General features: G+C 64.4%; 23 protein-coding genes. 9 read left to right on the top strand and 14 right to left on the bottom strand.

Annotated elements, in window-relative coordinates:
* Positions 1 to 5: 5 nt before the first annotated feature.
* The 5 genes from DOM41_RS14475 to dcd all read left to right on the top strand — a co-directional run bounded on the left by DOM41_RS14475 (position 6) and on the right by dcd (position 3,612).
* Positions 6 to 731, top strand: a complete 726-nt coding sequence (locus DOM41_RS14475) for a glutathione S-transferase (protein ID WP_110687548.1) — start codon at positions 6 to 8, stop codon at positions 729 to 731.
* A 117-nt stretch (positions 732 to 848) separates the two neighbouring features.
* Positions 849 to 1,364, top strand: coding sequence for an S-ribosylhomocysteine lyase (luxS, locus tag DOM41_RS14470; protein ID WP_110687547.1), 516 nt, complete (start codon positions 849 to 851; stop codon positions 1,362 to 1,364).
* A 122-nt stretch (positions 1,365 to 1,486) separates the two neighbouring features.
* Positions 1,487 to 1,942, top strand: a complete 456-nt coding sequence (locus DOM41_RS14465) for a tellurite resistance TerB family protein (protein ID WP_110687546.1) — start codon at positions 1,487 to 1,489, stop codon at positions 1,940 to 1,942.
* A 70-nt stretch (positions 1,943 to 2,012) separates the two neighbouring features.
* Positions 2,013 to 2,813 (top strand): iron-sulfur cluster carrier protein ApbC, encoded by an 801-nt coding sequence (gene apbC / locus DOM41_RS14460; RefSeq protein WP_110687545.1) that lies wholly within the window; start codon positions 2,013 to 2,015, stop codon positions 2,811 to 2,813.
* A gap of 232 nt (positions 2,814 to 3,045) precedes the next feature.
* Positions 3,046 to 3,612 (top strand): dCTP deaminase, encoded by a 567-nt coding sequence (dcd, locus tag DOM41_RS14455; RefSeq protein WP_110687544.1) that lies wholly within the window; start codon positions 3,046 to 3,048, stop codon positions 3,610 to 3,612.
* 94 nt (positions 3,613 to 3,706) lie between these two features.
* Here the strand turns inward: dcd and DOM41_RS14450 are convergent, their stop codons facing one another.
* The 3 genes from DOM41_RS14450 to purM form a co-directional block, all read right to left on the bottom strand.
* A complete protein-coding gene (locus tag DOM41_RS14450; RefSeq protein WP_245391856.1) occupies positions 3,707 to 4,798 on the bottom strand; it encodes an aldo/keto reductase in 1,092 nt (363 codons plus the stop codon).
* A 278-nt stretch (positions 4,799 to 5,076) separates the two neighbouring features.
* A complete protein-coding gene (purN, locus tag DOM41_RS14445; RefSeq protein ID WP_110687543.1) occupies positions 5,077 to 5,823 on the bottom strand; it encodes a phosphoribosylglycinamide formyltransferase in 747 nt (248 codons plus the stop codon).
* A complete protein-coding gene (gene purM / locus DOM41_RS14440; RefSeq protein ID WP_110687542.1) occupies positions 5,820 to 6,926 on the bottom strand; it encodes a phosphoribosylformylglycinamidine cyclo-ligase in 1,107 nt (368 codons plus the stop codon). Before purM ends, purN begins: the two co-directional genes overlap by 4 nt.
* A 105-nt stretch (positions 6,927 to 7,031) precedes the next feature.
* Here purM and DOM41_RS14435 point away from each other — a divergent pair, with 105 nt between their 5' ends.
* Together DOM41_RS14435 and hda are read left to right on the top strand one after the other, a co-directional pair.
* Positions 7,032 to 8,105: an AI-2E family transporter gene (locus tag DOM41_RS14435; protein WP_110687541.1), complete on the top strand. Its 1,074-nt coding sequence runs from the start codon at positions 7,032 to 7,034 to the stop codon at positions 8,103 to 8,105.
* Positions 8,102 to 8,803 carry a DnaA regulatory inactivator Hda gene (hda, locus tag DOM41_RS14430; RefSeq protein ID WP_110687540.1) on the top strand — a complete coding sequence of 234 codons (702 nt, stop codon included), beginning with the start codon at positions 8,102 to 8,104 and terminating at the stop codon, positions 8,801 to 8,803. The genes DOM41_RS14435 and hda overlap by 4 nt, the downstream gene beginning before the upstream one ends.
* Positions 8,804 to 8,807: 4 nt before the next feature.
* Here the strand turns inward: hda and DOM41_RS14425 are convergent, their stop codons facing one another.
* From DOM41_RS14425 to DOM41_RS14375, 11 genes are all read right to left on the bottom strand, one after another.
* Positions 8,808 to 10,097, bottom strand: a complete 1,290-nt coding sequence (locus DOM41_RS14425; protein ID WP_110687539.1) for an NAD(P)/FAD-dependent oxidoreductase — start codon at positions 10,095 to 10,097, stop codon at positions 8,808 to 8,810.
* Positions 10,098 to 10,458: 361 nt separating this feature from the next.
* A complete protein-coding gene (locus DOM41_RS14420; protein ID WP_110687538.1) occupies positions 10,459 to 12,144 on the bottom strand; it encodes a hypothetical protein in 1,686 nt (561 codons plus the stop codon).
* Positions 12,145 to 12,472: 328 nt separating this feature from the next.
* Positions 12,473 to 13,021, bottom strand: a complete 549-nt coding sequence (locus DOM41_RS14415) for a glycine zipper 2TM domain-containing protein (RefSeq protein ID WP_110687537.1) — start codon at positions 13,019 to 13,021, stop codon at positions 12,473 to 12,475.
* A 253-nt stretch (positions 13,022 to 13,274) separates the two neighbouring features.
* Entirely contained in the window at positions 13,275 to 14,372 is a 1,098-nt protein-coding gene (locus tag DOM41_RS14410; protein ID WP_110687536.1) for a polyamine ABC transporter substrate-binding protein, read from the bottom strand.
* Positions 14,373 to 14,434: 62 nt separating this feature from the next.
* On the bottom strand, positions 14,435 to 15,796 hold the full coding sequence (locus DOM41_RS14405) for a glutamine synthetase family protein (protein WP_110687535.1): 1,362 nt from the start codon (positions 15,794 to 15,796) through the stop codon (positions 14,435 to 14,437).
* 98 nt (positions 15,797 to 15,894) lie between these two features.
* On the bottom strand, positions 15,895 to 16,968 hold the full coding sequence (locus DOM41_RS14400) for an ABC transporter substrate-binding protein (protein WP_110687534.1): 1,074 nt from the start codon (positions 16,966 to 16,968) through the stop codon (positions 15,895 to 15,897).
* A 34-nt stretch (positions 16,969 to 17,002) separates the two neighbouring features.
* On the bottom strand, positions 17,003 to 17,803 hold the full coding sequence (locus tag DOM41_RS14395; RefSeq protein ID WP_110687533.1) for an ABC transporter permease: 801 nt from the start codon (positions 17,801 to 17,803) through the stop codon (positions 17,003 to 17,005).
* Complete coding sequence (locus DOM41_RS14390) at positions 17,800 to 18,723, bottom strand: ABC transporter permease (protein WP_110687532.1); 924 nt, start codon at positions 18,721 to 18,723, stop codon at positions 17,800 to 17,802. Before DOM41_RS14390 ends, DOM41_RS14395 begins: the two co-directional genes overlap by 4 nt.
* Before the next feature lie 28 nt (positions 18,724 to 18,751).
* Positions 18,752 to 19,855 carry an ABC transporter ATP-binding protein gene (locus DOM41_RS14385; protein WP_110687531.1) on the bottom strand — a complete coding sequence of 368 codons (1,104 nt, stop codon included), beginning with the start codon at positions 19,853 to 19,855 and terminating at the stop codon, positions 18,752 to 18,754.
* A 121-nt stretch (positions 19,856 to 19,976) separates the two neighbouring features.
* A complete protein-coding gene (locus DOM41_RS14380) occupies positions 19,977 to 21,356 on the bottom strand; it encodes a glutamine synthetase family protein (protein WP_110687530.1) in 1,380 nt (459 codons plus the stop codon).
* 171 nt (positions 21,357 to 21,527) lie between these two features.
* Positions 21,528 to 22,787: a 6-phosphofructokinase gene (locus tag DOM41_RS14375; protein WP_110687529.1), complete on the bottom strand. Its 1,260-nt coding sequence runs from the start codon at positions 22,785 to 22,787 to the stop codon at positions 21,528 to 21,530.
* Positions 22,788 to 23,108: 321 nt separating this feature from the next.
* Between DOM41_RS14375 and mpl the strand changes: the two genes are divergently transcribed.
* Together mpl and DOM41_RS14365 are read left to right on the top strand one after the other, a co-directional pair.
* Positions 23,109 to 24,521 carry a UDP-N-acetylmuramate:L-alanyl-gamma-D-glutamyl-meso-diaminopimelate ligase gene (mpl, locus tag DOM41_RS14370; protein WP_110687528.1) on the top strand — a complete coding sequence of 471 codons (1,413 nt, stop codon included), beginning with the start codon at positions 23,109 to 23,111 and terminating at the stop codon, positions 24,519 to 24,521.
* Positions 24,511 to 25,155, top strand: coding sequence for a flavin prenyltransferase UbiX (locus tag DOM41_RS14365; protein ID WP_110687527.1), 645 nt, complete (start codon positions 24,511 to 24,513; stop codon positions 25,153 to 25,155). The genes mpl and DOM41_RS14365 overlap by 11 nt, the downstream gene beginning before the upstream one ends.
* Positions 25,156 to 25,224 lie beyond the last annotated feature (69 nt).

Here is a 25,224-nt window from a genome sequence, read left to right as displayed (position 1 = left end):
CCCACATGCGCTACGAACTCTACTACTGGCCCGGCATGCCCGGTCGCGGCGAGTTCATTCGCCTGGCGTTGGAAGACGCCGGCGCCGACTACGTGGATATCGGCAATCTGTCGGAGAGGCAGGGCGGTGCCGGTGCCGTCAGCGAATTTCTCCATGCTGCCGATCTGGCGCGACCGCACTTCGCGCCGCCGGTGTTGAAAGCCGATGACATCGTGATCTCCCACGTCGCCAACATTCTGGCCTTTCTGGGGCCGCGATTGGGGCTGGTGCCCGAAGATGAATCCAGCCGGCTCTGGGCCAATGGCCTGCAGTTGACGCTGACCGACTTCGCCGCCGAGATCCACGATACGCACCACCCGCTGGGCCCGTCACTCTACTACGAGGAGCAGCGGGAAACGGCTGCCAAGCGCGCCAGGATCTTCGTTCAGGAGCGGCTATCGAAGTTTCTCTACTATTTCGAGCGCGTGCTGGCGACCAGCGCCGGCAACGGGCCCTATCTCGTCGGCAGCGCCCACAGCTATGTCGACCTGTCGCTCTTTCAGGTGGTGACCGGCTTGCGCTATGCCTTTCCGCAGGCGATGGCGCGTGTCGAGCCGGAAGTGCCGGCGGTGACCGCGCTGGTGGATCGGGTCAGTCATCGCGGCAACATTGCCCAGTATCTGGTGTCGAAGCGTCGGCTCGATTTCAACGAGAGCGGTCTGTTCCGACACTACCCGGAACTCGATGGCTGACGGCGGATCGCCGTCGTCCTGGAACGCCTGGCTACAGGGCGACCGCTTGTGCATTGGACGCGCTCGCGAGCGTGCTAAAGTAGACCCACATTCGATTGGCAGCACAGGAGCGAAAGCATGCCTTTACTCGATAGCTTCATGGTCGACCACACCAAGATGACGGCGCCGGCGGTTCGTGTCGCCAAGCAGATGAAGACGCCCAAGGGCGACCCCATCACGGTGTTCGATCTGCGTTTCTGCATTCCCAACGAGGAGATCCTGTCCGAGCGCGGGATTCACACGCTGGAGCACCTCTTCGCCGGCTTCATGCGTCAGCACCTCAACGGCGACGGAGTAGAGATCATCGATATCTCGCCGATGGGCTGCCGGACCGGCTTCTACATGAGCCTGATCGGTGAAGCCGACGAAGCGACGGTCGGTGACGCCTGGAAAGCCTCGATGAACGACGTGCTCGCATTGACGGATCAGCAGTCGATCCCCGAGCTGAACATCTATCAGTGCGGTACCGCTGAGATGCACTCGCTGGACGAGGCCCAGCAGATCGCGCGTGACGTCACCACGCGGGGCGTCGGCGTCAACTCCAACAGCGAGCTCAAGCTCACCGAGGAGTTTCTCGCCGCGCACGGCGCCTGACGCGCGCCAGGCGTCGTTCCCCTCGAAACCCGCGGTCATGGCCGCGGGTTTTTCGTGGGTGGCCGAACCTTTGTCGGCGAGAGTGTCAAAACGTAACGACATCCTTTTCGAGGCCCCTCGTCATGCTCGATACCGTGCAACAGTTCTTTCGTCAGGCGTTTGCCGAGCCGGACGCTTCGCGTCAGCGCGAGGTGACCCCTGAGCTTGCCGTGGCAGCGCTTCTGAGCGAAGTCCTTCGCGCTGACTACAACGTCGATGACAGGGAGATCGCGGTGCTTCGCGACGTGCTCTCCCGCCAGTTCTCGCTATCGCCGGAAGCGGTCGAACGATTGATGGCGGAGGCGCGGGGTGAGGTCGAGCAGGCCGTGGATCATTTCCAGTACGTCTCGCTGCTCAACGAGCATTACACCTACGCCCAGCGGGTCGAGCTCGTGGCGGCAATGTGGCGCCTGGCGTACGCCGATGACGAGCTGGCCGCGCTGGAAGAGCACCGGATCCGCCGACTTGCGGATCTGCTCTATGTCACGCACAGCGATTTCATCCGCACCAAGCTCGACGTCCAGACGGAACGCGGCTGACGCGAAACCCGGTGCGTCTCGTTATACTGGACAGTCAGAGTGCAATGCAGCGACGACTCAGGAGTGGGACGTGACCGAAGGCATCAAACATATCGTAGCCGTCGCCTCGGGCAAGGGCGGCGTGGGTAAATCGACCGTGACGGCCAATCTGGCGCTGGCGATGGCAGCCGAAGGGTACCGTGTCGGCCTGCTCGACGCGGATATCTATGGCCCGAGCCAAGCGCGCATGCTCGGGCTCGCGGACAATACCCGCCCCGAGGTCGTCGACGAGAAGAACATGAAGCCGGTCATGGCCCATGGCATCCAGGCGATGTCGATGGCGTTCATGGTCGATATCAGTCAGCCGATGGTGTGGCGCGGGCCGATGGTCTCCGGGGCCTTTCAGCAGCTGCTCAACCAGACGCTGTGGGACGATCTCGACTACCTGTTCATCGACATGCCGCCGGGAACGGGTGACATTCAGCTGACGCTGGCGCAGAAGGTGTCGGTGGACGGCGCGGTAATCGTGACCACGCCACAGGACATCGCGCTGCTCGACGCCCGCAAGGGGATCGAGATGTTTCGCAAGGTCGATGTGCCTGTACTGGGGATCGTCGAGAACATGAGCCTGCACGTCTGCTCCGAGTGCGGCCACGCCGAGCCGATCTTCGGCGAGGGTGGCGGCGAACGGATCGCGTCGCAGTACGACACGCGCGTGCTTGGTCAGCTGCCGTTGCAGCTCTCGATTCGCGAGCAGGCCGACGGCGGCAAGCCCAGCGTCATCGCCGACCCCGAGGGGGAGGTGGCGCAGACCTTCCGGCGCATGGCGCGCGAGGTCGCAAGCAGTGTTGCCACGCAGAACAGCAGCGGGCCTTCCATCTCGTTCAGCTAAGTCTGGCCGGGGCCACAGGCCGGCGTGCGAGGTCTGCCATCCCGGGTGAGTCGACGAAAGCGTGACGCGCCCCGTTGTCCTGCCTCTCGAAGGGCCGCTATCATAGCGGCCCTTTCGCCCAGGGTGGTGCGGCGGTTACGCCTACCGGCTCCTGGCTCGAACTCCCATCTCGATATCGACGTGACGACGACGGGTCGGCCCGCGCGTTGCTTGCGTCTGCAAGGACTCTCGAATGAGCATCAAATCCGATAAATGGATACGTCGCATGGCCGATCAGGAGGGCATGATCGAGCCCTTCGAGGCCGACCAGGTTCGTCATGTGAACAATCAGCGCGTGATCTCCTACGGCACCTCGAGCTACGGCTACGATGTCCGCTGCGCCGACGAATTCAAGGTCTTCACCAACATCCACTCGGCGATCGTCGACCCCAAGTCGTTCGACGAGAAGAGCTTCGTCGACGTCAAGGGCGATGCCTGTGTCATCCCGCCCAACTCCTTCGCGCTGGCGAGAACGGTCGAGTACTTCCGGATTCCGCGCAGCGTCCTCACGATCTGTCTGGGCAAGTCCACCTATGCGCGCTGCGGCATCATCGTCAACGTGACGCCACTGGAGCCGGAGTGGGAGGGCCATGTCACCCTGGAATTCTCCAATACCACCAATCTGCCTGCCCGTATCTACGCCAACGAGGGCGTCGCGCAGATGCTGTTCCTGGAATCCGACGAAGTCTGTGACGTTTCCTACAAGGATCGTGGCGGCAAGTACATGGGCCAGCGCGGGGTGACGCTCCCGCGGACCTGATCGTCGCCTGAAGGGCGCGCGATTCGTGTGTCGATTGGGTCGATACGAGACGGGGCGCCCACTGGGCGCCCCGTCTGTCGTTGAATCGTCCCGCTCAGGCGGAGCGATCATCCTGGCGATGATCGATCGTTTCGCGGTAACCGTCGAGGAACGGTTTCTCGGCCGAGTCGATACGATCCATGCCCGAGACGACGCGGTGCCAGTAGGGATACTGCGGTGCGGGGCGGGTGATACGCTCCAGCCGTTCGTGCTCCTCGGCGGTGAGCGTGAGATCGACCGCCGCCAGGTTATCCTGCAGATGCGCTTCGGTACGCGCGCCGATGATCAACGATGTCACTCCCGGTCGATCCTTGAGCCACGCCAGACAGACGCGTGCCGGCGAGCAGTCGTGCGCCTCGCCGATCGCGATGAGCGCTTCGATGATGTCGTAAGCGCGCTCCATGTCGTGCACGTAGGGCTCCGGCCAGCCGTTGCCCTGTCGAGTCTCCGGCGGCGTCGCTTGCCCTCGGCGTACCTTGCCGGTCAGAAAACCCTCGCCGAGTGGCCCCCAGATCAGCGAGCCGACATTCTGATCGAGCGCCAGTGGCATCAGCTCGTACTCCGCCTCGCGGGCTTCCGGGGTGTAATAGATCTGCTGGCTAACCGGTTTGACGAGGTGATGAAGCTCGGCCTTGCCGAGTGTCTTCATCATCTGCCAGCCGGTGTAGTTCGAGGTGCCCCAGTAGCGGATCTTGCCGCTGGTAACGAGCTGGTGCATCGCCTCCAGCGTCTCCTCGATCGGTGTGACGCCATCCCAGTTGTGAATCTGGTAGAGGTCGATGTGGTCGGTTCCCAGGCGCTTCAGGCTGGCCTCGACGGCACGGATCAAATGGTAGCGCGAGGCACCGGAGGCATTGGGATCGTCACCCAGCGGGCTTCGGCCCTTGCTCGCCAGAATGATGTCGCCGCGCTTGCGGCCCAGCGCCTTGCCGACGATCTCCTCGGCCTGGCCGAGCGAGTAGAGATCGGCCGTGTCGATCAGGTTGACGCCAGCCTCGACAGCGATGTCCAGCTGTCGCTTCGCGCCTTTGACATCCACGCTTGCGGCCTTCTCGAATCCATTGCTGCCGCCGAACGGCACCGTGCCGAGTGTCAACGTCGACACCATCAGACCGGAGTGTCCCAGCGGACGATACTGCATGCTCATGAGGTTTCCTTACCTGGCTGACAGACGGCCGGGCGCGGCCAGTGGCGGGCGACCGGCAGGACGTTAAGTCTGGCAAAGATCCCAGTATCGGCAAGCGAGGACCCACCCTCGTCGCGATGCCGGCCATCGGGTCGGCCGGGTATGCGTTCACGCCGCGTCGCGCCAGGTGTCGGGACGCACGGCAGGTCAGGAAAAGAGGGCGTAGCGGCAGGCGGTGAGCCGCGCCGAGAGGGCGGCGCGGCGTGTCTTGATCGACGTCAGCGACGTCAGGTTCCTGCTCAGTCGTCGTCCCGGTCTTCGTCGAGCTCTTCGGCGGCATCGACGTGGGACATGCGGAGTCCGGTCGGCGGCAGCGGCAGGTCGTCGAGCGTGACCTGGCCCTCCGCCGCCAGCTTGATCCGTCCCTCGAGGAACCAGCGCACCGCGATGGGGTAGATCAGGTGCTCGCGGGCGTGGATCTTCTCGACCATGGCGTCGAAGTCCTGCTCGGGCTCCAGCGCGAGCGCGGCCTGGATGACCACTGGACCGCCATCCAGCTCCTCGGTGACGAAGTGGACGCTGGCGCCGTGTTCGCTGACGCCGTCGGCGAGGGCGCGGCGGTGGGTGTCGAGCCCCTGATAATCGGGCAGCAGCGAGGGGTGGATGTTGAGCATCCGACCGCGATAGCGATCCACGAAGCTCGGCGTCAGGATTCGCATGAAGCCGGCCAGCACGACCAGGTGCGGGTCATGACGATCGATCACCTTGATCAGCGCGGCGTCGAACGCCTCGCGGGAGTCGTACTCCCGGTGCGGCAGGGCGACGGCGGCGGCGCCGGCGTCCTTGGCGCGCTTGAGACCGTAGGCGTCTGCCTTGTTGGAGACGACGGCGACGATCTCGCCACCGAGTTCGTCGTGTTCCTGGGCATCGAGCAGGGCCTGCAGGTTGCTGCCGTTACCCGAAATCAGCACGACGACGCGACGCCGCTCGGCGGCCTCGGACTCGAAGTCGTTGAGGGTATCGCTGTGTGCGTTTTCGTCACTCATGCCGGTAGATTCTCCAGCGTTACGGCTTCTTCGCCCTCGTTGCGGGGCACGATCTCACCCAGGCGGTAGACGGTTTCACCGGCGGCTTCGAGATGGCGCGTCGCCGCTTCGGCCTGATCAGCGGCAACGACCACCACCATGCCGACGCCACAGTTCAGGACGCGGTGCATTTCGTACTCGTCGACGTTGCCCTGCTGCTTGAGCCAGTCGAAGACGGCGGGACGCTGCCAGCTGGCGACGTCGATGCGTGCACCCAGGCTCTCCGGCAGGACGCGCGGCACGTTCTCGAGCAGGCCGCCACCGGTAATGTGAGACAGGGCGTGAACGGCGACACCGCTCTCCTTGATCAGCGACAGAAGCGGTTTGACGTAGATACGGGTCGGCGCCATCAGCAGGTCGCCAAGCTTCTCACCCTCGAGCGTCTCGTCGAGTTTGCCGCCGCCGACCTCGAGAATCTTGCGAATCAGCGAGTAACCGTTGGAGTGAGGTCCTGAGGAGGCGAGACCCAGCAGCACGTCGCCGGCACCGACCTGGCTGCCGTCGAGAATCTCGGATTTCTCCACCACGCCGACGCAGAAGCCGGCGAGGTCGTAGTCATTGCCCTCGTACATGCCGGGCATCTCGGCGGTCTCGCCGCCGACCAGCGCGCAGCCGGCCTGGCTGCAGCCCTCGCCGATGCCGGTGACGACGTCGGCGGCGATGTCGACATCGAGCTTGCCGGTGGCATAGTAGTCGAGAAACTGCAGTGGCTCGGCGCCGGCGACCACCAGGTCGTTGACGCACATCGCCACCAGGTCGATGCCGATGGTGTCGTGGCGGCCGAGGTCCATCGCCAGGCGCAGTTTGGTGCCCACGCCGTCGGTCCCCGAGACCAGCACCGGCTGGCGGTAACCGGCGGGCAGCTCGCAGAGTGCGCCAAAGCCACCAAGGCCGCCCATGACTTCCGGGCGCATGGTGCGTTTGGCCACGCCCTTGATCCGCTCGACCAGAGCGTTACCCGCGTCGATGTCGACACCGGCGTCCTTGTAGCTCAGCGAAGCCGCGTCGGTAGCGGAACGGGACGAACGGGGCGCGTTCGATGAGTCGGATGAGGAGCGCGTCATGTAGGGACCTTTCTCTCGCGGAGCCGATGAATGGGGGTGATGTTGAGCGGGGCGCATTGTAGCATTGCGGGCATTCACGGGGCAGTCGAAGGACGACGACAGCAGATGAGTAAAATCCAGATAGCGAGCGTGATCGGCGTGGCTCTCGCCCTGTGGCTGCTGGTGCTGCTCGAACCGATCCTGATGCCGTTCTTCGTCAGTCTGATTCTCGCCTACCTCGGGGATCCGATTACCGACTGGCTGGAGGCACGCGGGCTCGCCCGCCGTTGGGCGGTGAGCATCGTCTTTTTGCTGCTGGGGATCGGTCTTGTCGGTGCCATGTTGATATTGGTGCCCGTTCTCGGACGTCAGGTCGCACAGTTGATCGAGGCGCTTCCCGCCATCTTCAACTGGGTCCAGACCAGCGTGTTGCCGGAGGTGCAGGCGCTGACCGGCGTCGATCTGAGCGCGGATTTCGACCAGCTGCGCAATGCGCTGATGAGCAACTGGCGAGAGACCGGCACGTTCGCTGCGGCCTTTCTGGCGCAGGCGTCGCGCTCCGGCCTGGCCTTGGCGATCTGGATCGGCAATATCGCGCTGATCCCCGTGGTGACCTTCTATCTGCTGCTGGACTGGGACCGGATCAAATGCCTGCTGCGCGACATGTTGCCTCGGCACGTCGAGCCCCGCGCCACCGCGCTATCCCGCGAGTGCGATGACGTGCTCTCGGCATTTCTGCGCGGTCAGCTGCTGGTGATGTTGAGCCTCGGTGTGATCTACGCGGTGGGCTTGAGCATTCTGGGGCTCAAGTTCGGTCTCCTGATCGGCGTCTTCGCCGGATTGGCCAGCATCGTGCCCTACCTGGGCGTCATCGTCGGCATCCTGACCGCCGGCGTGGTGGCCTTCTTCCAGTTCGGCGAGTGGACGGCGCTGCTCGGCGTGCTGGTCGTCTTCGGTATCGGCCAGGTCGTCGAGAGCACGCTGTTGCAGCCGCTGCTGCTGGGCGACAAGATCGGGCTGCACCCGGTGGCGGTCATCTTCGCCGTGCTCGCCGGCGGCCAGCTCTTCGGCTTCATCGGCGTGCTGCTGGCGTTACCGGTAGCGGCGGTGATCATGGTGCTGCTGCGCCACCTTTACGGACGCTATCGGCGCAGTAGCCTCTACGATCGAGGACTGGCCCAGGGAGAGCACACGCCATGACGCCAGGTCCTTCACAGCTGCCACTCGGGGTCGGTCTTCGCGATGATGCAACGCTTGCGAACTTCTACACCGGCGCCAATCCCTCGTTGATCGCCAATCTCGAGAACCAGCTCGGCCCCGATGGAGAGCCCTTTCTTTATCTCTGGGGCGGTGAGGGGGTCGGCTGTAGCCATCTGCTGCAGGCTGCGTGCCATCGTGCCGACGCCGCCGGCAAACGCGCGCTCTACCTGCCGCTGGAGATGCTGGGCCACTTTCCCCCCGCCATGCTTGAAGAGCCGGAACGCCTCGATCTGCTGGCGATCGACGATCTACAGCTGGTCGTGGGCCGCAAGCGCTGGGAGGAGGCGCTCTTTCACGGCTTCAACCGGCTGCGGGACAGCGGCAAGCGTCTGTTGATCGCGGCGGACCGCTCCCCGCGCCAGCTCGACGTCAAACTGCCCGATCTTGCCTCGAGGCTGACCTGGGGAATGGTGTTCCACGTGCACCCGCTCGACGACGCCCAGCGCCTCGGCGCGCTGCAGTTGAGAGCGAAGGTCCGCGGCATGCAGCTGCCCGACGAGGTGGCGCGTTACATCCTTCATCGCGGTCCGCGCCAGTTCGATCAGCTTTCCGAGGTGCTGGGTACACTCGACCGGGAGTCGCTCTCGGCCAAGCGCAAGTTGACCATTCCCTTCGTCAAGCAGGCACTCGGCTGGTAACGCTCTACCAGCCGAGTCGATCGCGCAGGCCGTAGTACCACGCACCCAGCGCGGTCGCCGGCACGCGGAAAAGCCGTCCTCCCGGAAACGGCGCATGCGGAACGTCGGCGAAAGCGTCGAAACGTTCGGCATCCCCGCTGAGAGCCTCGGCCACCAGTCGCCCGGCGAGGTGCGTGGCCGTGACGCCGTGTCCGGAGTATCCCTGGGCGTAATAGATGTTGTGGTTGAGGCGTCCGAACTGCGGCAGCCGATTCAGCGTGAGCAGGAAATTGCCGCTCCAGGCGTAGTCGATCGCGACGCCGCGAAGCGCCGGAAAGGTGGCCTCCAGATGGGGGCGGATAGCGCCCTCGATGTCTGCCGGACTGCGACCGCCGTAGTTGACCCCACCGCCGTAGATCAACCGGCGGTCGGCGGAGAGACGGTAGTAGTCCAGCAGGTAGTTGCAGTCTTCCACGCAGCGATCGAAGGGCAGCAGCGCCCGCGCCGTCGCCGCTTCCAGCGGTGCCGTGGCCACGACCTGGGTGCCGCAGGGGAGGCTCTTGCCCTCGAGCGCCGGCAGGAGCCCCTTCTGGTAGGCGTTGCCCGCTACCACCACGCGCTTGGCGCGGACCTTCCCCGACGGCGTGCAGATCTCGACCGGATCGCCGTGAATGATCTGCGTGACCGGTGAGCGTTCGTAGATCCTGCCGCCGAGGCCCTCCAGTGCGGCGGCTTCCCCGAGTACCAGGTTGAGGGGGTGGAGATGCCCCCCGGCATGGTCGAGCAGCGCGCCGACGTAACGATCCGAGCCGATCTCGCGGCGGTAGGCATCGCCCTCCATCAGCTCGAGCTCGCCGTGGCCGTAGCGAGACCATAGCGCCTGGTGTTCGATCAGCCCCTGGTACTGCTTGTCGGTACAGGCAGCGAAAAGATTGCCGTCCTTGAGATCGCAATCGATGCCGTAGGTGTTAATGCGCTCGCGAATGATGCGATTGCCCTCGAACGCCATGCTGCCCAGTGCCTCGGCCGTCTTTTCGCCATATTTATCGGCGATCACGTCCATGTCGCGACTGTAGCTATTCACGATCTGCCCGCCGTTGCGCCCCGATGCACCGAAGCCGATCTGCATCGACTCGAGCAGCACGACCCGATAGCCGCGCTCGGCGAGATGCAGTGCGGACGAAACACCGGTGAAACCGCCGCCGATGACGCAGACGTCCGCCGTGGTTTCACCCGCGAGCGTCTCTCGCTCGGGCGTGGCGTTGGCGGACGCCCCGTAATAGGAGCGTGCGGGTCCGGAGGATAAAGTCGACACGGCAGAGTCTCGGGGTGAAAAGCGGGAAGGTAATGCGGATAGTAGGCGGTGGCCACGGGCGGCTCAAGCGGCGTACGGCGCCTGCTGTGGCGCGCTGGCGTTCAGGCGAGGGTCTTTAGAGTTTTCAGCTGCACGTCGAGCCGCCCCTTGACGCACCGCTTCGTCATCGCCGGTGCTCGGATAACGCCAAGGGACGCTCGATAGGGGTGTGCCCAATAGACCCTGAGAGGCAGCCCCGGCAGGCCCGAAACGCGGCCGGTGCGAGAAACCGGGGCCGATACGCGTGATTGCCAATGAAAAAAGCCCCGCGACGGGTGGACAGTCGCGGGGCTCGATCAGCGCTTATGGCGAATCGCTGAGGTTACTCGTTCCAGTCGGTGCGGCTCTCGAAGGCCAGCCCGTCCGATGTCATTCGCACGCTGATGTCCATGGTGTCGATGCGGTCAGTTTCGCTCTGCAGGGACTCCAGATAGCGCTCGGAGGTGGCGTCCTGTCCGTCCTCGAAGGCGTCGATAAGCCCCATCCACTTACCGTACATGTCGCCGGTGATGTGCAAGTTCATCAGCTGGCCGGCGTCTCCCGTGGGGGCCTTCAGCAGAGACTCGAGGCGATCGTTCTCACGCTTGCCGACGGCCACGCCGATCGCGCTATCGGTCATCGCGGCCCAGGCGCCATCGGCACCGGCGAGAGAACCCAGTTCGTCCGGCAGGGCGGTCGCCTTGCCATCCGCGTCCAGCTGGACATTGGCGAGTTGCGGCACGGCCATCTGGCCCACGGCAAGCAGTCCGGTCGGGTTGTCCGTCGCGACAATGGCGGCGCCACGCCCCTTGGCCTGGCCGAAGGGGCCATCCGCGCTCAGGTCATCGAGCACCAGGCGGAACCCGCGGAGGCTGCCGAACGGCGGCATCGCCAGCATGTTGGCCTGGTTGGCGAGTTCGTCCGCCTCGGCATTGAGATCGGCCAGGGCCTCGCACGTGAACGGGTTGTCGCGGACGTAGCGCGTCTGCGCGACCATCAGATCACGGAGCTCTTTCATCGGCAATGCCACCGCGATATCGAACGGGCCGGCGGGCTTTTCGCGACCCAGCCCCGGAAGTGCGACCTGGATCTCCGACAGGGCCGCCGTCAGATCCTCGGCGAGGGCGAGATCGGTACGCTGCACCATGTGATCACTCTCGATCTCGGTAAAGCCGACACTGAGCTCTGGGGCACGAGCGGCGAGCCGGTCGAGGTCGGCCTGACAGCTCGAACTGAGCTGTTCCACGTCGCCGCTCGAATCCATCGCTTGCGCGGCGCGAAGCATGGGGTCTTCACCGGCGGCGACCAGAGCGATGATTCGCTGCAGGTCGAGATAGCCCAAGGCATAGGGCAGATACGCCTTGTCGTCGACGAGGGCCTGCAGTCGACCGGCAGATTCGGCGCTCTCGTCTGGCTGCGTGAGCCCGAGGATGCGGCGAAGCGCCTCATCGTCGAGCTCGGTGGGCGCGATCGACAGGACGGCGGTGCCCTCGTCGACACGGCTGATCAACTGGAACGGCGAGTCACCCAAAGCGGCTGTGCGGTAGTCGGCGTCATCGAGTGTCGCCTCCTGGAACGGCGTATCGGCGGCGGCCGCAAGCCGGTCGAGGAAGGCGCGATATTGCTCGGCGTCTTCCACGCCACCGCGCATCACCGGAATCAGGCCTTCGCCGTAGATGGCGCTGTGCTGGTCAAGCGCCAGACCGATATCGGACATCACGTCCTGATAGCTGTTCTTGCCGTCGATTTCGTCGGCGAGCACGCCGAGCACACCCGCAAGAGACGTCTGGTTCTCGGCTTCAAGATCGCTAGCGGCGTTGCGCAGCATGGCGACGTTACGCGGCAGCGACGCATTCGACTGGGCGAGGAGGGCATCGCGGGTACTGTCATCCGCGACTTCCAGGTCGGCAAAGAGGTAGGGCGTATCCGCCGGGACAAAGGACAACGGTTCCGGGTCGGACGAGTCGCAGCCTACGAGAAGCAGCGCACCGGCAACGGCTGCACTGAATAACACACCATGACGTTTCATGAGTTCCCTTACATTCCTACTGGCATTGATGAATCGTGTAGTCCTTACGGCCCGCGGCGAACAGTCTAGCGGCAGGCTTCATCGTGACGGCGTATTGCCGCTTCTCGTTGTGGCTCGGGCCCCGACGGGGCGCTGGCGACGCCAATACTACCTGTGTCGGCGCATTGGCTGTCAACGAAAGGAAACTGAGGTTCCTCAAGACGTAAGTCCTGAGAGGATCAGAGAATATAGTCGGCTAGTCATCGGCGGCCGCTCAGGGTAGAAGCCGCCGGAGGGCAGTCAAGCGCCCGCTGGCGCGGGCGCGTATCGGGGCCTAGAGCCAACGATCTCAGGCGTTCGGCGCGCCGACATCCCACTGCGGCTTGCCGTCCTGCATCAGCACGCGTTCACCATCCGGGCGTTGATCGAGCTTCGCCTCGCGCACCGTGCCGTCGTAGCGATAGCGGACGTCGTAGCCGACGGTCTCTTCCTTGTCGTCATTGACGGTATGGCAGCGCTTCTCGGTGGTGGTGTAGGTGTCACTCTGCTGCATTCGATCCTGCACCTGGTTGCCGGCCAGGCCGCCTCCAATCGCCCCGGCCGCGGTCATGATCTTCTTGCCGGAGCCACCGCCGAACTGGTTGCCGACGACCCCGCCGACCACGGCGCCAATACCGGTGCCGGCAATACGATGCTCGTCCTGGACCGGGCGCTGGTGCGTCACGGTGACGTCCTCACAGACCTCGCGAGGCGTCTGTGATGTTTGAACGATCGGCTCGACCCCGACGATATCGGCGTATTCCGAGCCGCTGTCGGCGGTTTGATAGGCACCGACAGCGACGCCGCCGGCGACGCCCAGGATGGCGATGACACTGCCAATGGCGATGGGCTTGTTCATGTTGATTCTCCTCGCTGCGCTCAGACTTTACGTGAGCGCTGAAACCTCACGGCTTGACCGAGGCGGGGCACGACGCTCTGCGCGCGCCACCGCCGCCTTCGCGACGGACCGTGATGGGGACGCGAAAGTCTCCTCAGTTTAGCTCAGCGTTGGATGCCAAGCCCCGACGTGCGGGGCATTGAACACTGTTTTCATAGAAGGGACGGGCTGTCGCCGTGGAGCGACGCGCGAGAGGTCGAATTCGGGGCGAGGCTCAGCGGCTGCGGACCTCGTTGGCGAGCTGCTGCAGCATTTGGAGTTGATCACCTTCGAGCTCGGGGGTGGCGGCTAGGCGCTGACGCTGGGCGTCGTCCAGTCGCGAGGCCGAGCGAAGCGGTTCATCGAGCAGCGGCAGGGCTGCCTCGTTGGGCGTGCGATAGAAGGCGTACTCCGCGGAGCGGGCGGCGTTTTCCGGCCGCAGCATGAAGTTCACGAACGCTTGTGCCAGCTCGGGATGCGGTGCGCGCTTGGGGACCACCAGCGTGTCGACGCCCAGCTGAGATCCCTCCTCGGGAATGAAGAATTCGAGGTTGGCGTAGGTCTCGGGGGCATCGGCCTTGCGGTAGTCGAGATCGCCGCTGTAGGTGACGGCGACCCGAGCGACGCCGCGAGCGATCTGGTCGATCGCGGCGGTGCTGTCGACGAACCCGGTGAAGTTGCTGCGATCGAGCGTCGTCTGCAGCAGCTGAGCGGCGGCGATCCATTGATCGCGTTGGGTGCAGTCGAATCCCGCACCCTGGTAGGCACAGGCGATACCGAACAGCACTTGAGGGTCGCCGCCGAGCAGGGCAAAGGGCTGATCGCCGTTGACCTCGGGGTCGAGGAGCAGAGACCAGGAGGGGGGGGGGTCGGCAAAGGTCTGGCTGTCGTAGACGATGCCGGTCACGCCCCAGAGGTAGGGCACGCTGTAGCGATCCTCGGGATCGTAGCTGGGGTGCCGAAACGCCGGCATCAGATTGTCGCGTCCTGTGACTTCGTCCAGGGGTTGTATCAGGTCGGCCGCCACCAGGCGGGGCACGTAATAGTCGGTCGGCACCACGACGTCGAACTGGGCATCGCCCCCGGCGACGAGCTTCGAGTACATCTCGGCATTGGAGGTGAAGTAACTCTCGACGACCTCGACGTCGTACTCCTCTTCGAATGCCGCGATGACCCCCGGGTCGGCGTACTCCGTCCAGTTGAACAGATACAGCTTCTCCGCCGTCTGAGCCGCCACCGGCGCACTGGCAAGGGCCAGTGCCGAGGTGACCACGGCGAGGCGAATCCGTTGAGCGGCGTTCAGAGTGCGGGGTTGGGACGATACCGTGGGCATGGTGAATGATCTCCGATTCCAGTGAGGGGACCGGACGCGACGCCCGGCGGTGGGTGTCGGGCCTAGACGCGAAGCAGCAGGTGCTCGCGTTCCCAGGAGCTGATGACGCGGAAATAGGCCGAGTGCTCGGCGCGTTTGACGGCCAGATAGCTGCGCGTGAAACGCTCGCCGAGCAGATCCGCCAACGGCGCGCAGCGGCTCAACGCATTGAGTGCCGGTACGATGTCGTCCGGCAGCGTATGGCCCACCGTGCCGGCGAAACCGGTGAGTGGTGGACGCGGTTCAATCTGTCCGAGCATGCCCAGGTAGCCGCAGGCGAGCGAGGCTGCCATCACCAGATAGGGATTGGCGTCGGCGCCGGCGAGGCGATTCTCCACTCGGGTGCCGGCCGGCGCCCCGACGGGAACGCGAAGCCCTACGCTGCGATTGTCGTAACCCCACTCCGTGTTGAAGGGCGCGGACCCCGCCCCTTCGCCCGGCATGAGACGGCGGTAGGAGTTCACGTTGGGTGCGAAGAATGGCACGGCGGCGGGCAGGTACTGTTGGAGCCCGCCGATGTAGTGGTGGAAGAGTTGGCTGGGCTGGCCCCCTTCGCCGGCGAACAGGTTGTTGCCTTCCTTGTCGACCAGGCTCTGATGGAGATGCATCGAGCTGCCTGGCTCATTGGCCATTGGCTTGGCCATGAAGGTGGCATACATGTTGTGACGGAAGGCCGTCTCGCGCAGGGTGCGCTTGAAGATGACGACCTGGTCGGCGAGCCGCAGCGGATCGCCGTGACGGAAGTTGACCTCCATCTGTCCCGCGCCTTCTTCGTGGGTCAGGGTGTCGATGTCGAGCTCCTGCGCTTCGCAGTAGTCGTACATCTGCTCGAAGAGCGGGTCGAACTCGTTGACGGCATCGATGGAGAAGGATTGCCGGCTGCTCTCCTGTCGCCCGGAGCGGCCGATCGGCGGCTCCAGCGGGTAGTCGGAGTCGGTATTGGTCTTGACCAGGTAGAACTCGAGTTCCGGTGCCATGATGGGGCGCCAGCCTCGTGCCTCGTAGAGCGACAGGACGTGCTTGAGGACCTGACGCGGAGAGAGCTCGACCGGTTCGCCGCTCATGTAGAAACAGTCGTGAATGATCTGCGCAGTGGGGTCATCGGCCCAGGGCACGAGGTACGCCGAGTCCGGGTCCGGCACCAACTGCATGTCGAGCTCGGCCGGGTTCCAGAAACGGATGTCATCGTCGTCCGGATAGCCGCCGGTCACCGTCTGGATAAAGATCGAGTCCGGCATTCGGGTCAATCCGCCGCGGAGATACTTGCCGGTCGGCATGATCTTGCCCTTGAGAATACCGGTGAGATCGGACACGAGACACTCGACCTCGGTGATGCCGTGGCGACTGCACCATTCTTCCAGCACGTGCCGTGAAGATTCACTCATGACGCCTCCTTGGGGCGATCAGGCTTCAACCGATTCAACGGGGTCGCGCCCCCGCCGCGTTGCGACCTGCCGGGGGGCGCGATTCGACCGGCCTGGACTCAGCGCGACTGAACCTCGGTCCAGAGCTGCTGAAAGATCTGCAGGTTCTGGCCATCGAGACTCGGGGTGAATGCCAGATTGGCCCGGTCTTCGTCGGTCGGCAGGACCGGCGGCTGGGTCAGAACGGGATCGAGTTCGGGTACCGCGGCCTGGTTGGGGCTGGCGTAGTAGATGTAGTTCGACAGCTGCGCCCCAATCTTGGCATCGAGGATGAAGTTGATGAACTCGTGGGCCAGCTCCGGATGCGGGGCCTGCGCGGGAATCATCATCGAGTCCACCCACATCTCGGTGCCTTCCTCCGGCACCATGAAGTCGATCGTCTCGAACGCCTCCGGGTTCTCCTCCTTTTGCTGCAGATAATCGCCGTTGTAGGTGAGACCGGCACGGATCACGCCGCGCTGAATCTGCTGCAGGGTCGGGGTGCCGTCGGTGAAGCCGCTGAAGGTGTTGCGGTGCTTGGTCGCGAGCAACAGCCTCGCTGCCGCTTTCCACGACTCGGGGTCGTTGCAGTCGTAGCCGGCGCCGAGATAGGCGCAAGCCGCGCCCATGCTGACCTGGCCGTCCCCCATCAACGAGAATGGCTGATTGCCGGTGACCTCGGGATCGAACAGCAGCGACCAGCTCTTGGGGGCGTCTGGAAAGGTCTCGGTGTCGTAGACAATGCCGCTGATGCCCCACTGATAGGCCACTGAATACTCCGCACCCGGGTCGAAGGCGGGGTCGGCGAACTCCGGCATCAGGTTGTCGAGATTGGGAATCTTCGACTTGTCGAGCTTCTGCACCAGTCCACTCTGAATGAGTCGCGGTACGTAGTAGCCGGAAGGCACGATGATGTCGTACTGAGAGACGCCGCCGGCATTGAGCTTGGCGGTCATCTCCGGCAGCGAGTTGAAATAGCTCTGGACCACCTCGACGTCGTACTCGGCCTCGAACGCCTCAATGATTTCCGGGTCCATGTACTCGGTCCAGTTGAACAGATACAGCTTCTCGGCCTGTTGCGCCTGGGCCGAGCCGGCGCAGGCGATGGCACCGATGGCAAGAGCGACGGCGACTGTCATTGTTGTTGGCGTCATGGCTTATCCCCTGGGGCGATGTATGAGCCGGCGGTCAGTTGCGCCGACTCTCCTTGTTGAACAATAGGCTGATCACCGCGGCGATGGCCACCGAGAGGATCATCAGCGTGGCGATGGCGTTGATCTCCGGTGAGACGCCGCGGCGTATCGCTCCCCAGATATATATAGGCAGCGTTGCGTTCTCGGGGCCGGCCGTAAAGAAGCTGATGACGAAGTCATCCACCGACAGCGTGAAAGCCAGAAAGAAAGCGGCGACCAAGGAGGGCTTGAGCGTTGGCAGCAGAAAGTGGCGCGCGCGCTGGAAGGGGGAGGCGTAGAGATCCTTGGCCGCCTCGAACAGCGTCGGGTCGAGGCCCACGAAGCGCGAGTAGACGATCAGTGCCACGAACGGAATCTGAAAGGTGACGTGGGCAATGATCATCGTCGCAAGACTCGGTCCCAGCACGCCGAACTCACGATCCAGTGTGATGAAAAACGCCATCTCCGAGATGCCGAAGACGATGTCCGGCATCACGATCGGCAGGTAAATGAGGGCGATCAGCCAGCCGAGCTTGCGTCTTCGATGGCGATACATGCCATAGCCGATCAGCGTACCGATGACGAGCGCGATGACCGACGACGCCACACCCAGCACCAGCGTATTGCCGAGCGCGGTGAGCAGTTGGTCATTGCCGAGCAGGCGTTCGTACCAGCGTAACGAGAACCCTGCGAAGTAGGCCGCGCTGTTCGCCGCATTGAACGAATAGAGCACGATGACCCCCAGTGGCAGATAGAGAAAAGCCACCATCAGCCACCAGAAGAGCGTCAGGCTGCGACGGAAGGCGCTGCGTCTCATATGACCACCTCCTCACCGCCGCCAAGCCGCTTGCCAACCTTGCGCATGGCGTAGAGGCCGCCCAGCGTCGCCAACAGCATGATCAGTGCTCCTGCCGCGCCCAGCGGCCAGTTCGAGCCGCCGGAGAACTGACTGGCGACCAGATTGCCGAGCATCATCGCTCGGCCCCCGCCGAGCAGTTCGGGGATCACGTACATCCCGAAAGCAGGGATCGACACCAGCACGGTGCCGGCGAGCAGTCCGGGAAGCGTCTGAGGGAAGACGGCGTGCCAGAAGGCTCGGAGGGGTGATGCATAGAGGTCTCTCGCCGCTTCGACCAATCCGGTATCGAGCTTTTCGAACGCCGCGTACAGCGGCAGGACCATGAACGGCAGAAAGTTGTACATCAGGCCCAGTGTGACCGCGAAGTTGGAAGGGTAGAGCCCCATGTTCGGCCCGATGAAGCCGAAGAACTGCGCCACCTGAGAGATCGGCGTCCCCGGCGAGAGCAGGTTCATCCAGCCAAAGGCCCGGATCACCTGATTGGTCCACGAGGGCACGACGACGGCGAGCAGCATGATGGCCCGCCATTGCCGCCGACAGGTCGAGATGTGATAGGCAATTGGATAGGCGATCAGCACCACCAGGCCGGTCGCTACCAGTGTCTGCCACAGCGAGCGCAGCAGCGTGTAGAGGTTGCCCGGACTCCAGCCGAGAAAGCCAAAGCCTGCGAGCTGGCGAAACGATGCCAGACTCAGCGGCATCTGCGGCTGTCCGTAGGGACCGTTGGTCATGAAGGCGACGCTGATCAGGTAGAGACTCGGCAGCACCAGGAAAATCACGATCCAGACGACGCCGGGCGCCACGCTCCAGAGCAGGTGCCGCGTGTCCGGTGACAGTGAGTGGCTGTAAGGCGCCAGCGGATAGGGGGAGTCTGCCATCTTGCGTTGTCGCCTCTTGGGCATCGAATCAGGCATTCAGCCTGACGATGTCTTCAGGATGAATGCTGACCGTCACCCGGTCGTCAACGGCATAGAGGCGCTGCCCCAGGTTGGCGGCCGTCGCCATCAGCGTGACGCCGTTGATCTCGAGGCGGTACTCGATCCGGCTGCCACGGTAGTGGCGCTCTTTGACCACGCCCTCGAGGCCGTTGTAACCCTCGGAGACGGCATGGCCCAGCTCGACCACCTCCTGGCGTATCAGCAAAACGCCGCTGTGGCCGCTCTTCTCCAGCGGTGGGTCCATGACCAGTTCGCCGAGTCCAGTGGTAACGCGGTCCGCGTCGACGGCCTCGATGGCGAAGAGATTTACATGGCCCATGAACTTGGCGACGAAGGCGTTGATGGGGCGCTCATAGACCTCGTGGGGCGGGCCGACCTGCTGGATCACGCCGTTGTCGAGAACGGCGATCCGATCGGACATCACCATCGCTTCGTCCTGATCGTGGGTGACAAAGACGAACGTCATGCCCAGACGCTTCTGAGTGCGTTGTAGCTCGACCTGCAGCTGGGTGCGCAGGCCGGCATCCAGCGCCGAGAGCGGCTCATCGAGAAGCAGAACGTCGGGTTCGCAGACCAGTGCACGCGCCAGCGCCACGCGCTGTCGCTGGCCGCCGGAGAGTTGATTCACCCCGCGCTCGAGCAGGGCGCCGAGCTTGATGAACTCGGCAATGCGGTCGACACGCGCGCGACGTTCATCGACCGGCACGCCTTTCATGCGCAGGCCGAAGGCGATGTTCTCGCTGACCGACAGGTGCGGAAAGAGGGCGTAGGACTGAAACACGGTGTTGACGCTTCGCAGATGCGGCGGCGTGGTGGTGACGTCCCTGCCGCCGATCGTGAGCGTGCCATCGTCGGGTGCCTCGAGGCCGGCGAGAATCCGCAACAGCGTCGTCTTGCCACAGCCAGAGGGGCCGAGCAGGGTAAAGAATTCGCCGGCGTGAATCGTCAGGTCGACGCCGTCGAGGGCGATGGCGTCGCCGTCAAAGCGTTTGCGAAGCCCATCCAGGGTGATCGAGGAGGCCTCGCGCACGGCACCTTCTGGCGCCGTCGAGGCCGTGGGGGAGACAGTCATGGTTCGCGCGTTCCCTTGCCCGTGGTCAAAGCTGTCGGGTATCGCCGACGTTAAGAGCCTAACCCAAGGTCGTATGGGATGCAGCGCACAAGACTGCGCGACGTCCCATTTCTACGACGTTTCAGGTGTTGCGGAGATACCAGCGGTACTCGAGTGCACTGATTGCCTGACGCGAAAGCTCATACTCGGCACGGCGGTTGGCGTGATAAACCCCATGGAACGCTTCGCCGAAGGCCTTGAGAAAGACGTCGCTCTCCTGCCAGGCATCGAGCGCCTGGGGCCAGCTCGTCGGCAGACTCGCCGCCTGCTGCGCGTAAGCGTTGCCCACGATCGGGGCCGGCGGCGCGAGCTCACCGGCCAGGCCGTGATCGATGCCGGCCAGAATGGCGGCGACGAGCAGATAGGGATTGACATCGGCGCCGGCGACCCGGTGCTCGATGCGCTTGGCCCCGGGAGAACCCGACGGGATGCGTAGCGCCACCGAGCGGTTGTCATAGCCCCACGTCGGAGCCATCGGCACGTAGAGCCCCGGCTGAAAACGGCGGTAGGAGTTCAAGTTGGGCGCGAAGATGGCCATCGACGCGGGCATGAGTTCGACGAGACCGGCGATCGCTCGGTGCAGTCGTTCGCTGCCCAGCTCCCGCCCGTCGGGGGTGGCGAAGACATTGCTGCCCTCGGCGTCGAGCAGGCTCACATGGACGTGGGTGCCGTTCCCCGCCTCCTGGCTATAGGGCTTCGCCATGAAAGTGGCTTCGAAGCCGTGCTGGAGGGCGACACCCTTGATCAGGCGCTTGAGCATCACGGCCTCGTCGCAGGCGCGGAGCACGTCCCGGTGATGCAGCAGATTCACCTCGAACTGGCCCGGAGCGCACTCCTTGAGCGCAGTATCGATAGGCAGTTTCTGGTCGCGAGCGGCGAGGGTGATCGATTCGAGGAAGTCGGCATACTCGTCGAGCTCGATCATCGAGTAGAGCTGGCTCTGGCTTGCGCGTTCACCGGTCGCTGGTGAGCGCGGCGGCTGTGGTGCGCCGACGTTGTCGCGCTCGCGATCGATGAGGTAGAACTCGAGTTCCACCGCGATGACCGGCGAAAGGCCACGGCGACAGAAGTCGCTGAGCACTCGTTCCAGCAGCTGGCGGGGGTCGCAGGCAAAGGGCTCGCCGTTCTCCTCGACCATGGTCATCAGCATCTGCGCCTGGTTGGCATGGCGCGCCCAGGGCGTAGTGACCAGAGTGCCTGCGATGGGCAGGCAGGGACGGTCTCCATCCCCGGATTCGAGACCCAGTCCGGTCTCCTCGATGGTGTTGCCGCAAATGTCGAGCGCGAACACCGACGCCGGCAGGCGCATGCGGGATGACAGCACGCCGAGGACATTGTCGCGCGGCACACGCTTGCCGCGCAGGACGCCATTGATGTCACTGATCAACAGGTCGACGCTTTGAACCTCGGGGTGGCACTGCAGAAAGTCGCTCGCCTCCTGAAGGCGATCGGGATCACTCATGATGGATGCAGTCTTCGGCTGGGGGCGGGAGCAAGCAGTATCAGCGGTTATTCCAAACGGGCGCCGGGTTGTCAATCCAGCGGGCAGGGCCACCCTGCGGAAAACGGCCGCCGGCTCTCTTGAGAACGCGGCGGCCGTCGTCAGGTCAGCGCTGAAGTCCCGCTGGCTCGGTCAGAGCGAGAACGGGGCGAGCTTGCGCTCGACCTTGACCTTCTCGAGCTTGGCGACCCGGGGCAGGCCGTTGTCGAATGGCGGGAAATCCTCGCCCTGAATCAGCGGGGAGAGGTAACGCCGGCCGGCGTCGCTGATGTGCAGGCCGTCGTCGCTGATGTACTCGCGCGGCATGAACTTCTCGTTGTTGGCGATCTCGGCCAACGGTGCCGGTTCGATCTTCCACTCGTAGGGGGATTCACAGACGCGCTTGATCGTCGGCATCATCGAGTTCTGGCCATCCAGCGCCAGTTCGACGGCGACCTTGCCGACTGCGTAGGCCTGCTCGACGTCAGTGCGCGAGGCGATGTGTCGCGCTGCCCGCTGGAGGTAGTCGGCGACGGCCCAGTGGTATTTGTGACCGAGGTCGTCCTTGACCATGCCGGCGAGCGTCGGCGCAACACCGCCGAGCTGCTTGTGGCCGAAGGCGTCGGTGCTGCCGGCATCGGCCAGGAAGGTGCCGTCGGCGTACTGGGCCCCTTCGGAGACGACCACCACGCAGAAACCGTGGCGGGAGACGGCGTCGTCGATGCGCGCCATCACCTTGTCGCGGTCGAAGGCGATCTCCGGGAAGATGATCACGTGCGGCGCCTGCTGATCGTTATCCCCGGCAAGTGCACCGGCTGCCGCGATCCAGCCGGCGTGGCGCCCCATGACCTCGAGTATGAACACTTTGGTGGAGGTGGCGCACATCGATTCGATGTCCAGTGCCGCCTCACGGGTCGAGGTGGCGACGTACTTGGCCACGCTGCCGAAGCCCGGCGAGTTGTCGGTGATCGGCAGATCGTTGTCGACGGTCTTGGGCACGTGGATCGCGGTCAGCGGGTAGCCCATGGTTTCGGAGAGCTGCGAGACCTTGAGACAGGTATCGGCGCTGTCGCCGCCGCCGTTGTAGAAGAAGTAGCGGATGTCGTGAGCCTTGAAGACCTCGATCAGTCGCTCGTACTCGGCGCGGTGCGTCTCGATGGACTTGAGCTTGTAGCGGCAGGAGCCGAAGGCGCCGCCCGGCGTGTGGCGCAGCGCAGTGATGGATTGATCGCTCTCCGCGTTGGTGTCGATCAGATCTTCCATGAGTGCGCCAATAATGCCGTTGTGGCCGGCGTAGAGATGGCCGATACGGTCCGGGTGCTGGCGACAGGCTTCGATCACGCCGCAGGCGCTGGCATTGATGACGGCGGTGACGCCACCGGACTGGGCGTAGAAGGCGTTGTGCTTGGCCATGCGGCTCTCTATCTCCTGAAGATGGGGGCTTGGGTGAGGCCTCGATGGGGTCGCCGCCGAAGCCGTCACGCCGGCGTCCGACCCGTCGACGCCCCATGCCCTACGAACGTCGAGTGCTAGCGGGCGGCCAGCATAGCGGAAAGGCCAAAGCCTGTTAATACGCCAAACTCAGCCGCCGGGGCGTCAATTTTCTCCGACTCGTGATCGACTGCAGGGCTGGTCGAATGGCCGAGCGGCGCCAACGCGGCGCTCGGTGGCCGCTCCCCGGGCACCATGCTAGGCTCGCCGCTTCATGTATGGTCAGTGCCGAGGGAGAGTAGGGTGCACGTTCACGTATTGGGAATCTGCGGGACTTTCATGGGAAGTCTGGCGCGGTTGGCGAAGGCGCTGGGCCACCATGTCACCGGCTCTGACGCCAACGTCTATCCGCCCATGAGCGACCAGCTTGAAGCCGCAGGCATCGCGCTCATGCAGGGCTATGCGGCAGATAATCTGAAGCCGCACCCGGACCTGGTGATCGTCGGCAACGCGCTGTCACGAGGCAATCCCGAGGTGGAGGCGCTGCTCGACGCCAAGCTGCCCTACGTCTCCGGGCCGCAGTGGCTGGCCGAGCACGTGCTGGCGGGGCGGCCGGTACTGGCCGTCGCCGGTACCCACGGCAAGACGACGACGTCGAGCATGCTCGCGTGGATTCTCGATGCCCACGGCCTGGAGCCCGGGTTTCTGATCGGCGGGGTGCTGGGCAACTTCGGCGTGTCGTCGAGGCTCGGTGCACCGGGGGCGCCGTTCGTGGTCGAGGCCGACGAGTACGACACCGCGTTTTTCGACAAGCGCTCGAAGTTCGTGCACTACCGCCCGGATATCGCGATTCTCAATAATCTCGAGTTCGACCACGCGGATATCTTCGAGGATCTGACGGCTATCGAGCGACAGTTTCATCACTTCGTGCGCACCGTACCGGGCAATGGCCGTCTGGTGATCGCTGCCGATGAGCCAGCACTCGACAGAGTGCTCGCGCGGGGCTGCTGGACGCCGGTGACCCACTTTGGCGAGTGGAAGGAAGCCGTGTCGCCGGTGGAGACTGACCGCCCCGGTATCGAGCACGCTGCGGACTGGCGGTTCATGTCGTCGATGTCGGATAGCCAGAATTTCACCCTGTGGTGCGATGGCGACCGTCGTCGCGTCGCCAGCCCGATGAGCGGGCGTCACAATGCCGCCAATGCGGTGGCCGCGCTGGCGGCAGCCAATGCTTTTGGGGTGCCTGTGGAAGCCGGTGTCCGCGCGCTCGAGCGCTTTGTCGCGCCGCGCCGACGCCAGGAGATTCGCGGCGAGGTCAACGGCATCCAGCTCATCGATGACTTCGCGCACCACCCGACGGCGATTCGGCTCACGTTGGAAGGACTGGCTCAGGACGGTCACGGCGGCAGGCTGCTGGCGGTGATCGAGCCGCGCTCCAATACCATGCGGCTGGGGGCGATGAAGGCAAAACTCGCCGAAAGCGTCGCGACCGCCGATCAGGTGTGGTGGTATCAACCGGCGGGGCTCGACTGGTCACTGGCGGAGGTCGTCGCCCAGCACGCCGCAAGCCGTGTCGAAACCGATCTGGAGTCCCTGATCGCCCATGTGGTCGAGATCGCCGAGCCGAATGACCGCATCGTCGTGATGTCCAATGGCGGCTTCGGCGGCATTCATGCGCGTCTGCTCGGCGCTCTGGAGGCTCATCATGGCAGCTGAGTCAGCTAACCCGGCCTTCGCGACACCCATCGCCGTCGCTCTGACCGGCGCTTCCGGGGTCCAGTACGGCTTGCGGCTGATCGAGTGTCTGACGGCAGCGGGCCACGAAATCTACGTGATGATCTCCAAGGCGGCACACCGCGTCATCGATGTCGAGACCGATATCGACCTGCCCGCGCAGCCGGCACGACTCGCCGCCACGCTGAGCGAGCGATTCGGCGCCAGCGACGGGCAGATTCACTGCTTTTCACGTGAGGATTGGATGGCCCCGGTCGCCTCGGGCTCCGGGCGCTGGCGCTCGCTGGTGATCTGCCCCTGCTCGACGGGAACGCTCTCCGCCATCGCCTGCGGGGCCAGCGATAATCTCATCGAGCGCGCCGCCGACGTCGCGCTCAAGGAGCGCCGACAGCTCGTCGTGGTGCCTCGAGAGACGCCGCTTTCCGCCATCCACCTGGAGAACATGCTGACGCTGACACGGATGGGGGCGGTGATTCTGCCCGCCGCCCCCGGGTTCTACCATCGGCCGACGAGCCTCGAGGCGATGATCGATTTCATCGTCGCTCGCATTCTCAACCAGCTCGGTATCGAGCAGTCACTGCTTCCCGCCTGGGGCAGCAAGCCCGTGGACGACTGATCCCGACCACGGGCAGCGTCACATCGGTCACCGCGACGCCCGTCGCGGCAAGACTATCGATACCGGCGA

This window comes from Salinicola aestuarinus, assembly GCF_003206645.1.
GTDB classification, from domain to species: Bacteria; Pseudomonadota; Gammaproteobacteria; order Pseudomonadales; family Halomonadaceae; genus Salinicola; species Salinicola aestuarinus.
The sequence above is the reverse complement of the archived record's forward strand: the minus strand, read 5'-3'. Positions and strand labels throughout refer to the sequence as shown.

Coding starts and splice junctions, on each gene's coding strand:
- DOM41_RS14405 (WP_110687535.1), bottom strand. CDS start 15,796: ATGAGTGAATCTTCACGGCACGTGCTGGAAGAATGGTGCAGTCGCCAC.
- DOM41_RS14465 (WP_110687546.1), top strand. CDS start 1,487: ATGCTCGATACCGTGCAACAGTTCTTTCGTCAGGCGTTTGCCGAGCCG.
- DOM41_RS14395 (WP_110687533.1), bottom strand. CDS start 17,803: ATGAGACGCAGCGCCTTCCGTCGCAGCCTGACGCTCTTCTGGTGGCTG.
- dcd (WP_110687544.1), top strand. CDS start 3,046: ATGAGCATCAAATCCGATAAATGGATACGTCGCATGGCCGATCAGGAG.
- hda (WP_110687540.1), top strand. CDS start 8,102: ATGACGCCAGGTCCTTCACAGCTGCCACTCGGGGTCGGTCTTCGCGAT.
- DOM41_RS14415 (WP_110687537.1), bottom strand. CDS start 13,021: ATGAACAAGCCCATCGCCATTGGCAGTGTCATCGCCATCCTGGGCGTC.
- DOM41_RS14365 (WP_110687527.1), top strand. CDS start 24,511: ATGGCAGCTGAGTCAGCTAACCCGGCCTTCGCGACACCCATCGCCGTC.
- purM (WP_110687542.1), bottom strand. CDS start 6,926: ATGACGCGCTCCTCATCCGACTCATCGAACGCGCCCCGTTCGTCCCGT.
- luxS (WP_110687547.1), top strand. CDS start 849: ATGCCTTTACTCGATAGCTTCATGGTCGACCACACCAAGATGACGGCG.
- DOM41_RS14420 (WP_110687538.1), bottom strand. CDS start 12,144: ATGAAACGTCATGGTGTGTTATTCAGTGCAGCCGTTGCCGGTGCGCTG.
- DOM41_RS14385 (WP_110687531.1), bottom strand. CDS start 19,855: ATGACTGTCTCCCCCACGGCCTCGACGGCGCCAGAAGGTGCCGTGCGC.
- DOM41_RS14380 (WP_110687530.1), bottom strand. CDS start 21,356: ATGAGTGATCCCGATCGCCTTCAGGAGGCGAGCGACTTTCTGCAGTGC.
- DOM41_RS14450 (WP_245391856.1), bottom strand. CDS start 4,798: ATGAGCATGCAGTATCGTCCGCTGGGACACTCCGGTCTGATGGTGTCG.
- DOM41_RS14390 (WP_110687532.1), bottom strand. CDS start 18,723: ATGGCAGACTCCCCCTATCCGCTGGCGCCTTACAGCCACTCACTGTCA.
- DOM41_RS14375 (WP_110687529.1), bottom strand. CDS start 22,787: ATGGCCAAGCACAACGCCTTCTACGCCCAGTCCGGTGGCGTCACCGCC.
- DOM41_RS14435 (WP_110687541.1), top strand. CDS start 7,032: ATGAGTAAAATCCAGATAGCGAGCGTGATCGGCGTGGCTCTCGCCCTG.
- purN (WP_110687543.1), bottom strand. CDS start 5,823: ATGAGTGACGAAAACGCACACAGCGATACCCTCAACGACTTCGAGTCC.
- DOM41_RS14400 (WP_110687534.1), bottom strand. CDS start 16,968: ATGACGCCAACAACAATGACAGTCGCCGTCGCTCTTGCCATCGGTGCC.
- DOM41_RS14410 (WP_110687536.1), bottom strand. CDS start 14,372: ATGCCCACGGTATCGTCCCAACCCCGCACTCTGAACGCCGCTCAACGG.
- DOM41_RS14475 (WP_110687548.1), top strand. CDS start 6: ATGCGCTACGAACTCTACTACTGGCCCGGCATGCCCGGTCGCGGCGAG.